This is a genomic window from Achromobacter aegrifaciens, from assembly GCF_902859735.1.
GTDB lineage: Bacteria > Pseudomonadota > Gammaproteobacteria > Burkholderiales > Burkholderiaceae_B > Achromobacter > Achromobacter aegrifaciens.
The window spans coordinates 273,968-285,951 of the sequence record NZ_CADIJY010000001.1 but is presented as its reverse complement, the minus strand read 5'-3'; the positions used below and the strand labels follow the sequence as shown (position 1 = coordinate 285,951).

General features: G+C 67.1%; 11 protein-coding genes. 9 read left to right on the top strand and 2 right to left on the bottom strand.

Annotation, left to right across the window (positions count from 1 at the left end; translation table 11 throughout):
- Positions 1–104: 104 nt before the first annotated feature.
- Complete coding sequence (locus HV766_RS01330) at positions 105–1,076, top strand: NAD(P)H-dependent flavin oxidoreductase (protein ID WP_175161198.1); 972 nt, start codon at positions 105–107, stop codon at positions 1,074–1,076.
- A complete protein-coding gene (locus tag HV766_RS01325) occupies positions 1,073–1,813 on the top strand; it encodes an enoyl-CoA hydratase-related protein (protein WP_175180412.1) in 741 nt (246 codons plus the stop codon). Before HV766_RS01330 ends, HV766_RS01325 begins: the two co-directional genes overlap by 4 nt.
- 46 nt (positions 1,814–1,859) lie before the next feature.
- Here HV766_RS01325 and HV766_RS01320 read toward each other — a convergent pair whose 3' ends face one another.
- Positions 1,860–2,693, bottom strand: coding sequence for an enoyl-CoA hydratase/isomerase family protein (locus HV766_RS01320; RefSeq protein WP_054455150.1), 834 nt, complete (start codon positions 2,691–2,693; stop codon positions 1,860–1,862).
- Positions 2,694–2,806: 113 nt separating this feature from the next.
- Between HV766_RS01320 and HV766_RS01315 the strand changes: the two genes are divergently transcribed.
- From HV766_RS01315 to HV766_RS01305, 3 genes are all read left to right on the top strand, one after another.
- Positions 2,807–3,667: an NAD(P)H-hydrate dehydratase gene (locus HV766_RS01315; protein WP_175180411.1), complete on the top strand. Its 861-nt coding sequence runs from the start codon at positions 2,807–2,809 to the stop codon at positions 3,665–3,667.
- A gap of 120 nt (positions 3,668–3,787) precedes the next feature.
- Positions 3,788–4,021, top strand: coding sequence for a hypothetical protein (locus HV766_RS01310; protein WP_054455155.1), 234 nt, complete (start codon positions 3,788–3,790; stop codon positions 4,019–4,021).
- Between the two features lie 386 nt (positions 4,022–4,407).
- Positions 4,408–6,021, top strand: coding sequence for an ABC transporter substrate-binding protein (locus HV766_RS01305; RefSeq protein WP_054455157.1), 1,614 nt, complete (start codon positions 4,408–4,410; stop codon positions 6,019–6,021).
- 83 nt (positions 6,022–6,104) lie between these two features.
- On the opposite strand, the gene HV766_RS01300 is transcribed toward HV766_RS01305, so the two are convergent.
- Positions 6,105–7,019, bottom strand: a complete 915-nt coding sequence (locus tag HV766_RS01300) for a LysR family transcriptional regulator (RefSeq protein WP_054455159.1) — start codon at positions 7,017–7,019, stop codon at positions 6,105–6,107.
- Positions 7,020–7,300: 281 nt separating this feature from the next.
- On the opposite strand from HV766_RS01300, the gene HV766_RS01295 reads away from it, so the two are divergent.
- The 4 genes from HV766_RS01295 to HV766_RS01280 all read left to right on the top strand — a co-directional run bounded on the left by HV766_RS01295 (position 7,301) and on the right by HV766_RS01280 (position 11,925).
- Positions 7,301–8,272, top strand: a complete 972-nt coding sequence (locus HV766_RS01295) for a M14 family metallopeptidase (protein WP_054455161.1) — start codon at positions 7,301–7,303, stop codon at positions 8,270–8,272.
- A gap of 70 nt (positions 8,273–8,342) precedes the next feature.
- On the top strand, positions 8,343–9,974 hold the full coding sequence (locus tag HV766_RS01290; protein ID WP_119452134.1) for an ABC transporter substrate-binding protein: 1,632 nt from the start codon (positions 8,343–8,345) through the stop codon (positions 9,972–9,974).
- A gap of 49 nt (positions 9,975–10,023) precedes the next feature.
- The gene (locus HV766_RS01285) at positions 10,024–11,001 is read left to right on the top strand and encodes an ABC transporter permease (protein ID WP_054455165.1); all 978 of its coding nucleotides are present in this window, start codon (positions 10,024–10,026) and stop codon (positions 10,999–11,001) included.
- A 6-nt stretch (positions 11,002–11,007) separates the two neighbouring features.
- Entirely contained in the window at positions 11,008–11,925 is a 918-nt protein-coding gene (locus HV766_RS01280) for an ABC transporter permease (RefSeq protein WP_125473640.1), read from the top strand.
- Positions 11,926–11,984 lie beyond the last annotated feature (59 nt).

Here is an 11,984-nt window from a genome sequence, read left to right as displayed (position 1 = left end):
TAATTAATTACCGGACGGTCGGTAGGTAATTATAGGCACACCCGCCAACGGTGTTCAAGTCCCGATGTTCAAGTTCTCCCGTGACCTTTTTCCGCGACGAAGCCATGCCCCACTCTCTCGTGAATGATTTGTACGGCCAGATGTCCCTGCCGGTCATCTGCGCCCCGATGTTCATCGTGTCCAATCCCAAGCTGGTGGTGGCGCAGTGCACCAGCGGCATCGTGGGGTCGTTCCCCGCGCTGAACGCGCGTCCGCAGAGCCTGCTGACCGACTGGCTGGACGAAGTCCAGGCCGGCCTGGCGTCGCACCGCGAGGCCAACCCCGGCGCGACGGTGGCGCCGTTTGCGGTCAACCAGATCATCCATCAGTCCAACGACCGGCTGGAGCAGGACCTGGCCGTGTGCGCCAGCCACCGCGTGCCGCTCATCATCACCAGCCTGCGCGCCCCCGGCGACCTGGTCAAAGGCATCCATGACTGGGGCGGCAAGGTGTTCCATGACGTGACCACCATCCGCCACGCCGAAAAGGCGCTGGAAGCCGGCGTGGACGGCCTGATCCTGGTGTGCGCCGGCGCTGGCGGCCATGCGGGCACGCTCAGCCCCTTCGCGCTGGTGTCCGAAGTGCGCCGCTTCTATGACGGCCCGCTGATCCTGTCGGGCGCGATCACCTCGGGTGCGCACATCCTGGCCGCGCAGGCCATGGGCGCGGACTTCGCCTATATGGGTACGCGCTTCATCGCCAGCGAGGAAGCCAACGCCAGCGAAGGCTACAAGTCCGCCATCGTGGACGCCAGCGCCTCGGACATCCTGTATACCCCGTTCTTCACCGGCATTCCCGGCAACTACCTGAAGGCCAGCATCGCCGCCGCCGGCCTGGACCCGGCCAACCTGCCGCAGCCAGACAGCGGCGCGTCCAATTTCGGCTCCACCCGGGTCAAGCCCTGGAAGGACATCTGGGGCGCGGGCCAGGGCGTAGGCGGCATCGCCAGCGTGCTGCCGACCCGCCAGATCGTGGACACGCTGCGCAGCGAATACGCGGACGCCAAGTCCCGCCTGGCCGACGGTTTCGGCGCATGAGCGCCGGCCTGCAGGTCAGCCGCGACGGCGCGGTGCTGACGCTGACCATCAATCGCCCGGACCGCCGCAACGCGCTGGATACGGCCACTTATGCCGCCCTGACCGAGCAGATCACTCTGGCATGCGCCGACACGGCGCTGGCGGCAGTGGTCCTGACCGGCGCGGGCGAGCATTTCACGGCGGGCAATGATTTGCGCGACTTCCAGGCGGAACGCGGCGCAGGCGACAGCGCCGCCTTGACCTTCCTGCGGGCGCTGGTCATGGCGGACGTGCCGGTCATCGCCGCAGTCGAAGGCTATGCCATCGGCATCGGTGTGACCCTGTTGCAGCACTGCGATTTCGTCCACATCGGCGAAGGCGCCACCTTGCGCATGCCGTTCGTGGCGCTGGGGCTGTGCCCGGAAGGCGCTTCCAGCCTGCTGATGCCGCGCCTGGCCGGCGCCCGCCGCGCCGCCGAATGGCTGTTGCAGGGCAAGGCCTTCACGGCGCAGGACGCCTGCGACGCCGGGCTGGCCACTTCGGTCACGCCCAAGGGCCAGGCGCTGGCGGCGGCGCAAGCCACCGCCGCCGACCTGGCGCGCCAGCCGCCGGCCGCGCTGCGCCTGACCAAGGCCATGCTGCGCCGCCCGGACCGCCAGGTGATCCAGGACACGCTGGACTATGAAGCCCAGCAATTCCGCATCCGCCTGCAATCCGAGGAAGCGCAGGCGGCGTTCGCGAAGTTCTTCAAGAAGTAGGAAAGCCGGATTGCGCGCCCTAGCCTGGCGCGCGTAATCCGTCGCCTCAGAACGGCGAATCCGGCCGGAAGTTCGGGGCGCGGCGTTCGCGCAGGGACTGGATCCCTTCGCGCACGTCCGGGCCGCCAAAGCCCATGAATTCCAGCGCCAGCGACGTATCGAAGCTCGGCCCGGCCATGCGCAGCCAGTTGTTCAGCGAGTACTTGGTCCAGCGGATGGCGGTCTGGGAACCGGCGGCCAGCTTGTTGGCGACCTCGAAGGCGCGGCCGATGAGTTCGGCCTCGTCCACGCACAGCGACACCAGGCCGATGCGCTCGGCTTCCTCGCCGGTCACGGTTTCGCACAGCATCAGGTAGTACTTGGCGCGCGCCATGCCGCAAAGCAGCGGCCAGACGATGGCGGCGTGGTCGCCGGCCGTCACGCCCAGGCGGGTATGGCCGTCGATGATGCGCGCGTCGCGCGCCGCGATTGAGATGTCGGCCAGCAGGCCGGCCACCAGGCCCGCGCCCACGGCCGCGCCATGCATGGCGGACACGATGGGCTTGTTGCAGTTGATGATGTTGTAGACCAGGTCGCGAGCCTCGCGCCAGACGCGGGTGCGCACGTCGAAGTCGTCGGCCATCTGCTGCACCAGGTCCAGGTCGCCCCCGCCCGAGAAGCCCTTGCCCTCGCCGCGGATCACCACCACCCGGGTGTCCGGGTCGGTGTCGATATCGCGCCAGATGTCGGCCAATTCGCGGTGCATGCGGTCATCGGCGGTGGACAGCTTGCCCGGCATGCCGCCCTTGGCGCCCATGATCACCTCCAGCACCCCGCCGGGGTGCCGGCGCAGTTTCAGGGACTCATAGGCGGAATAGTGTTCCAGCGTGATGTCGCTCATGTTCGTCTCCACGTAATCTTGTCTTGGGGCCGGGCCGGATGCCGGCCGGTTTGGGCGCACTATAGTAGATACGCGCTTTCGCGCCATGCCGCCATCCCCAGGAGCCTCAGCCCATGAACACTACCGCCCCGTCCGCCGGCGGCGCCATCGACCGCGCCGCCCTGCCCGCCCTGTTCGCGCCGCGCGGCCAGGACACCCACAAGGGCAGTTTCGGCACAGTGGGCGTGGTGGGCGGCGGCCCGGGCATGACGGGCGCGGCGCTGCTGGCCGCGCGCGCCGCCCTGAAGACCGGCGCCGGCAAGGTGCTGGTCGGCTTCGCCCAGGACGCCGCGCCGCTGGCCTGCGATCCGCTGCAGCCCGAACTGATGCTGCGCGACGCTCGCTCGCTGCTGGAACAAGACTGGGGCGTCACCGCCTGGGTGGCGGGCTGCGGCATCGGCACGGACGCCCTGGCGGCCAACGCCTTGTCCGAACTATTCGTGCTGCGCCGCGGCTCGCCCCTGGTGCTGGACGCGGACGGCCTGAATCTGCTGGCCCGCGGCGACATCCAGCCCAACTGGGGCGAGGGCGCCGTGGTGCTGACGCCTCACCCGGCCGAGGCCGGGCGGCTGCTCGGCATGGACACGGCCGAGGTGCAGGCCGACCGGCCGGCCGCCGCCAGGAAACTGGCCCAGCGCTCCCGCGCCTGGATCGTACTGAAGGGCGCGGGCACCGTGGTCTGCTCCCCGGATGGCGATCTGCGGGTCAATACCAGCGGCAATCCGGGGCTCGCCACCGCCGGAACGGGGGACGTATTAGCGGGCATGCTGGGCTCGTTGATCGCCCAGAAGCTGCCGCTGGAGCAGGCGGTCGCCGGGGCAGTCTGGCTGCACGGCGCGGCCGCCGACGCGCTGGTCGCCCAGGGTGTCGGCCCCATCGGACTGACCGCCGGAGAGCTGGCGGATGCCGCCCGCGCCCTGCGCAATGGCGGCTAAGTCCCTGCGGCATAAACATTTTTACAACATATAGGGGTTTACCCTAGAAATGGCATTGCTTTTGTTCTAGGGTTATCCCTATAATGGTTTACCCCAAGACGAAACGGACTGGAGCAAACCATGAGCGAACTGACCCTGAACCACACTGCCCGCCTGACCGACGCGCTGGAGCGTGACCTGCTCCGCGGCGCCCTCGAGAACCAACCGAATTCCCATCCGCTGACCAGCCTGAAGAAGGCCGGCCAAGCCGTAGTGGCAGCTGTTGCCGCCGTGTTTTCCTTCATCGACGAAGTGAACGAGTCGATGAACAAGGCCCGCGCCGCCAGCTCGCGCTTCTCCGGTTCGCAGTGGTAAGCCCTGCCGCGCCGGCCTGAGTCGCGATCGATCTCCCGCGATTCAGCCTGGCGCGACCCCGCCGCAACGCCCGCCGGTTTCCCGGCGCCCCTTGCGGCGGTTCTTCGGCGCCCAGCCCCTCACCCGGGCGCCATCGCGCCGCGCAGGCCTCCAGACGAGGCAGCGCGGCGCCCTCTTTCCCCCTCCCTCTCCGCGTTTTCCCTAGCGCCACGCTTGCCATTGCGCATTGACAGTGCGCGAAGCCCCTACCGATAATCGGCCCCTTGCCGTCGTGCCCGGCGCCAAAACCCCCTGAGCCCCTTCCAGGCGAGGCCGCCCGCGCGGCTGGCGCAGGCCGGTTTACACGCAGGCGCGATCCGGTTCGTTCCCCATCCGGAGTTGTCACCATGAAGTTGCGTACCACCCTGGCCCTTGCGGCCGCCGCCATTCCCCTGGCCGCCGCCCAAGCCCAGACGCTGAAGATCGGCCTGTCGGCCGAGCCCACCTCGGCGGATCCCCACTACCACAAGATGACGCAGAACGACGCCTTCTCTGCGCACGTCTACAGTTCCCTGGTGGGCCGCAGCGCCGACATGAAGCTGGTTCCGGCCCTGGCCACCTCCTGGAAAACGCTGGACGACCAGACCTGGGAATTCAAGCTGCGCGACGACGTCAAGTTCTCCAACGGCAAGCCGTTCACGTCCGAAGACGTGCTGTTCACCATCTGCCGCACGCTGAACAACGAAACCAACGTGTCGCAGTCCTATATGGACATGACCAAGCGCATCACCGACGTGCAGACGCCGGACGCGCACACCGTCATCATCAAGACCGGCGAACCCTTCCCGCTGATGCCCGCCGAACTGGCGCGTTCGCTGCCCATCGTCTGGAACGGCATCGTCGAACACGGCAAGCTCACGTTCGACCCCAAGAAGGGTTGCGGCGTGACCGGCCCCTGGCCCACCGTGGCCGACTTCAACAACGGCAAGGACGCCATCGGCACCGGCCCGTACACCCTGAAGTCCTACGTCAAGGGCACCGGCATCGAGCTGGTCCGCAATGAAAACTACTGGGGTCCCAAGCCGTACTGGAAGGAAGTGAAGTTCGTGCCGGTGCCGTCGGCCGGCCCGCGCCTGACCGGCCTCTTGTCCGGCGACTTCGACATGATCGAAAACCCCGCCGCCCGCGACCTGCCGCGCCTGAAGGACAACCCCAAGTTCGGTTTCGTCGCCACCCCGTCGACCCGCCTGGTGTTCTTCCAGCCTGACGTGGGCCGCAACCCGAGCCCCTTCGTCAAGAGCGCCGACGGCAAGAACCCGCTGCAGGACCTGCGCGTGCGCAAGGCGATTTCGATGGCCATCGACCGCAAGACCATCACCGCCCGCATCATGGACGGCATGGCCACGCCCGCCTTCCAGTACATGCCCGACGGCATGTTCGGCGCGCTGCCCCAGGCGCCGGAAATCAAGTTCGACCCGGAAGGCGCCAAGAAGCTGCTGGCCGAAGCCGGCTACCCGAACGGCTTTGAACTGACCCTGTCGTCGACCAACGACCGCTACGTCAACGACGGCCAGGTGGCGCAAGCCGTGGCCCAGTACCTGGCCCGCGTCGGCATCAAGACCAATGTGGACGCCATGACGGCCTCCATCTATTTCCCCAAGCGCGCCAAGCGCGAGTTCAGCTTCTCGATGGGCGGCTGGCCGGCGGAAACGGGTGAAGCCTCGGCCCTGTTCCAGCTGTGGGTGGCATCCCTGGATTCCCCCAACAGCCTGGGCACCAGCAACTACGGCGGTTTCAGCAATGCCGACTTCGACAAGGTCTACAAGGAAGCCATCGTGACGGTGGACGCGCCCAAGCGCGAGAAGCTGCTGCAGCAATCCACCCAGATCGCGCTGGACAACGTGCCGCTGATCCCGCTGCACTTCGAAAGCAGCATCTGGGCCTTCCGCAAGGGCATCACCTACGAAGGCCGCCGCGACCAGTACACGCTGGCCACTTCGGTCACGCCCGAAAAGAAGTAATCAGGTCCGCCTGAACGAAGAACGGCTGCCCCAGGGCAGCCGTTTTTTTTGCCTGGGCGGAGGACTTCAGCATCCTTGGCGGACTATGCGGCCGCCCTGCCTTGCAGCGCGTCGTCCAGCTCCCGCGCCAGCAATTCGACAAAGGCCTCGGCCGCTGGCGGCAGCACCCGGCCCGGCATGACCTGGATCTGCAGGGTGCGCGATTGCAGCTCGGCATTGGAAATCGGCACGGCGATCAGCTCGTCGCGCCGCAGGCTCCAGGCCACCGAGATATAGCCGCTGAGCATGATGGCGTCCGACCCGAAGACGAAGCCGTGCAAGGGCGAGGAATCGTTGCAGGTCAGCGCTGGCTCCAGCTGCACCGACTCCAGCGCGCAGCCCATCTCGAACAGCTGGCGCGTGGTGGTGCCCGGCCCGGTCAGCGCCAGCGGATACTGGCTGAGATCCTGCAGGCTGACGCTGGCGCGCCCCGCCAGCGGATGGTCGGCCGCCATCACCGCATGCACCGGCGCGCGGCGCGAATAGCGCGGACTGACCCCGCCGATGCGTTCGGCGATGAAGACCATGCCCAGTTCCACGCTGCCTTCGGCCACCCGGCGGCTGACTTCGGCCGGCGACCCCACGTGCAGGTCGAAGCGGATGTTGGGCCAGTCGCGACGAAAACGCGCCATCACCGAGGGCAGGAAGATCCGCGCCACGCCCTCGACCGAGGCCACCCGGATCTCGTTGCGCGCGGCGCCCTTGATGGCGGCGATTTCCTGCAGCACGGAATCGGCTTCCAGCATGGTGCGGCGGGCATGCGCCAGCAGCAACTGGCCCGCTTCGCTCAGGACCATGCCGCGCGCGGCGCGCTCGAACAGCGGCGCGCCCGCCTCTTCCTCCAGCTTGGCGATCTGCCGGCTGATGGCAGACACCGCCACATGCAGGCGCTCGGACGCGCCGCTCAGGCTGCCCGCCTGGGCGACCTCCAGAAAATACTTCAAGGCGATGCCGTGCACGTCAGCCCTCGCGGTTCTCAGAGAATGGGAATGGGGAACAAGCTTTGCCTTTTCTGCAAAGCTCGAGATAAATATTCTAATTGTAGAGAAAGCAGCCAAGCTCCTAGAATTCGCCCAATACTCAAAGGCGGCGCGCGCCTGATGCGCCCTATATATAAGGGAAAACCCGTGCTAGCAGCCTGTTTCAGCGCCCGTCGCGCCGCGGCGCCCGCTCATGCCGGCCGCTAGCCGCCCCCCCAGCGCCATCGCCTATACAATCCCGTCGCTTCATCGGAGTTCCCATGCCCACGTCCGCCCCCGCGTCCACACCGCGTCCATTTCTACTTGCCTGTCCGAACTTGTCGGCAGAGCGGGTGGGCAACACGGATACCCCGGGGGTCTGGCATTTCGATTCGGGCGTGCCGGGCAAACGCGTCATGCTGAGCGCGCTGATCCACGGCAATGAACTCTGCGGCGCCTGGGCGCTGAAGGACGCGCTGGCGGCGGGCCTGCGCCCGCGCCGCGGTTCGCTGACGCTGGCGTTCTGCAACCTGGCGGCGTTCGATCGCTTCGACCCTGCGAATTACGCGCCCGCGCGCTTCGTCGACGAAGACATGAACCGCGTCTGGAGCGACGACAAGCTGAGCGTGCCGACCAGCCAGGAACGCCGCCGCGCCGCCGAGATCCAGCCCTGGGTCGAGCAGGCCGACTGGCTGCTGGATTTCCATTCGATGAGCAATTCCGACGTGCCGCTGCAGCTGACCGGCATGGAGCAACGCAATATCGACCTGGCGCTGGCCCTGGGCAACCCCGCCACCATCATCGCCGACGCCGGCCACGCCGCGGGCGTGCGCATGCGCGACTATGGCCGCTTCGGCGAAGCCGGCGACAACGGCACCCGTTCCCTGCTGATCGAATGCGGCTTCCATGGCGCGCCCGAAGCGCGCGGCGTGGCTGTCGACCAGATGGCGCGCTTCCTGGTGGAAGCGGGCACGGTGGACCGCGGCGACCTGCCCGCGGATTGGTTCGCCCCCGCCGCGTCCACGCAGCGCGCACTGCGCGTGACGCATGCGATCGCCGCCAAGAGCGCCGATTTCCGCTTCGCCCAACCCTGGAAGGGCCTGGAAACGCTGGCCCGCGCCGGCGACCTGATCGGCTGGTCCGAGGGCGAGCCCGTCGTCACGCCTTATGACGATTGCGTGCTGATCATGCCTTCCACCGCCAATCTGCGGCCCGGCGTGACCGTCGTCCGGCTGGCGCAGCCCATCGCCTGAAGACCCGCGGCGGCCCGCCAGGAACGCCGCCCCGCAACACCATAACCAATACAACAAAGGGACAAAATCCATGTCTGCCCAGACGCTCTACCGCAGCATGCTCACGGCCTTCGCCATGGCCGCCTGTACCACCGCGGCCATCGCCCAGGATGCCGCCGGCGTTCTGCGGATCGGCCTGTCGTCCGAGCCGACGTCGATGGATCCGCACTACCACCAGGCCACGCCGAACGATGCGATGACCTCGCACATGTTCGAGACGCTGGTGGGGCAGGATGCCAAGATGAACCTGATCCCGCGCCTGGCCACGGCCTGGAAGCCGGTGGACGACACGACCTGGGAATTCACGCTGCGCGATGGCGTCAAGTTTTCCAACGGCCAGCCCTTCACGGCGCAGGACGTGCTGTTCACTTTCTGTCGCGTGGTCAACAACGAGCAGTCCATCAGCAGCTCGTACCCCTCCATCGTGCAGAAGTTCGCCGACGTGCAGGTGCGCGACGGCAACACGCTGGTGATCAAGACGCGCCAGCCCTATCCGCTGCTGCCCAACGACCTGACCCGCATGGGCATGCTGTGGAACGGCATCGCAGAACATGGCCCGATCAGCTTCGACCTGAAGAACAAGTGCGGCGTCACCGGCTCCTGGCCTACCGTGGCCGACTTCAACACCGGCCGCTCCGTGATCGGCACCGGGCCCTACACGCTCAAGAGCTACGTCAAGGGCACCGCCATCGAACTGACGCGCAACGACGCCTACTGGGGCGCGAAGCCGGCATGGAAGGACGTAAAGCTGGTGCCGGTGCCTGCCGCTGGCCCGCGCCTGACCGGCCTCTTGGCGGGCGACTTCGACCTGATCGAAAATCCCGCCGCGCGCGACGTGAAGCGCATTTCGGAAACGCCGGGTTTCGGCCACGTCATCACCCCGTCGGTGCGCGTGGTGTATTTCCAGCCCGACGTGGCGCGCAATCCCAGCCCTGGCGTGAAAGCCGCGGACGGCAAGAACCCGCTGCAGGACGTGCGCGTGCGCCGCGCCATTTCCATGGCCATCGACCGCAAGACCATCGCCGACCGCATCATGGACGGCGCCGCCACGCCGGCCAACCAGTTCCTGCCTGACGGCATGTTCGGCACCCTGCCCAACCCGCCCGCGCTGAAGTACGACCCGGCCGCCGCCAAGAAGCTGCTGGCCGAAGCCGGCTACCCGAACGGCTTCGAGCTGACCGTCTCATCGACCAACGACCGCTACATCAACGATGCGCAGGTCACGCAGGCAGTGGCGCAATACCTGTCGCGCGTGGGCATCAAGACCACCGTCGACACCATGACGCGCTCGGTCTACTTCCCCAAGCGCGCCAAGCGCGAGTTCAGCTTCGCCATGGGCGGCTGGTCGTCGGAAACCGGCGAGGCCTCGTCCTTCCTGCAATACTGGGTCAGCGCGTTCGACAAGGAACACGGCCTGGGCACCAGCAACTACGGCGGCTATGACAACCCCGAGTTCGACCGCGTGTTCAAGCGCGCCCTCGTCACCGTGGACCCGGCCGCGCGCGAAAAGCTGCTGCAGGAATCGCTGACGCTGGCGTTGGCCGACCTGCCCAGCATTCCCCTGCATTTCGAAAGCAGCATCTGGGCGTTCCGCAAGGGACTGACCTATGAAGGCCGCGCCGACCAGTACACCCTGGCCATGTCGGCCAAGCCCGCCAAGTAAGACCCTACGCGGCGCCCGCAAACCCTGAGCCCACCAAGGAAATAATCTCGTGGCCTTGTTCATCCTACGCAGACTGATACAGAGTCTGTTCGTGCTGCTGGCCGTTTCGGTCGTGGTCTTCTTCGCGGTCTATGCCGTGGGCGATCCGATCGAACTGCTGGTCAGCCCCGAAGCCAGCCAGGCCGCACGCGAGGCGATGATCGCCCGCCTGGGCCTGGACCTGCCGGTATGGCAGCAATACACAGGATTCCTGTGGCGCGCGCTGCACGGCGACCTGGGCACATCCTTCGTGCACGGCATCCCCGCCATCGAGCTGATCGTGCAGCGCATCCCCGCCACGTTCGAGCTGGTGGTGGTCGCCATCATGCTGACCTGTGTGTTCGGCATTCCGCTGGGGCTGATCGCGGGCCTGTACCGCGACCAGCCGCTGGGCCGCGGCATCATGGCCACTTCGGTGCTGGGCTTTTCGCTGCCGAACTTCTGGCAAGGCATGATGCTGATCCTGCTGTTCGCGGTATGGCTGGGCTGGCTGCCCGCCACCGGCCGCGGCGACACGGTCACCGTGCTGGGCGTGCCGCTGTCCATCCTGACTGCCGATGGCTGGTCGCACCTGATCATGCCGGCCATCAACCTGGCGCTGGCCAACATCGCCCTGGTGCTGCGCCTGACCGCGTCCGGCGTGGTCGAGGCCCGCAGCCAGGACTACGTGAAGTTCGCGCGCGCCAAGGGCGTCAAGCCCGGCCGCATCGTGCGCCGCCACATCCTGCGCAACATCCTGATCCCCGTGGTCACCGTGATCGGCATGGAATTCGGCACCCTCATCGCCTACTCCACCATCACCGAAACCGTGTTCGCCTGGCCAGGCATGGGCAAGCTGCTGATCGACAGCGTCTACCAGCTGGACCGCCCGGTCGTGGTGGCCTACGTGATGCTGGTCACCCTGATCTTCGTGATCATCAACCTGGTTGTGGACATCCTGTACGCCACGCTCGATCCGCGCGTGCAGCTCGTGACTCCCGCTCAATAATCCGCCATGGCTCAAACTCCGAATCCCGGCCGCACCCGCACCGTCCAGCCCCTGGCTGAGACGCCCCAGCGCGCCTCCATCCTGAAGAAACTGCACGCACGCCCGACGGTGCGCGGCTCCGTCATCGCGCTGACCATCCTGATCGTCCTGGTGGTCTTCGCGCCTTTCTTCGCGCCGCAGAATCCCTACGACCTCGCCAACCTTTCGCTGATGGACGGCCGCCTGGCGCCGCGCCAGGCGCTGATGGACGGCAGCATCGCCTGGCTCGGCACCGACGACCAGGGCCGCGACATGCTCAGCGCCATCCTGTATGGCCTGCGCATCAGCCTGATGGTGGGCCTGTCCGCCGTGGTCCTGGCCACCGCCGTGGGCGGCGCCATCGGCCTGGTAGCCGCCTATGTCGGCGGCGTGGTCGATACCGTGCTCATGCGCATCGTCGACTTCATCCTGGGCTTTCCGACCATCCTGGTGGCGCTGGTGCTGCTGGTGGTGCTGGGGCGAGGGGTCGACAAGGTGATCCTGGCGTTGGTGCTGGTGCAGTGGGGGCATTACGCCCGCATCATGCGCAGCCGCGCCCTGCAGGAACGCCGCAAGGAATACGTGGAAGCCGCCGCCAACCTGGGCTTCCCCGCCTGGCGCATCATGCTGTTCCACCTGCTGCCCAACTGCCTGGGCCCCGTCATGGTGTTCGCCACCATCCAGATCGCGACCGCGATCGCGCTGGAAGCCACGCTGTCGTTCCTGGGCGTGGGCGTGCCCATCACCGAACCGTCGCTGGGCCTGCTGATTTCCAACGGTTTCCAGTACCTGCTGTCGGGCGACTACTGGATCAGCCTGTTCCCGGGCATCGCCCTGCTGGTGCTGATCCTCTCCATCAACATCGTGGGCGACCGCCTGCGCGAAAGCCTGGACCCGAAGAGATGAGGCCCACCCCCGAAGCGCTGCGCGCTTCCCCCTCAAGGGGGCATGCCTGCGGACCGGCA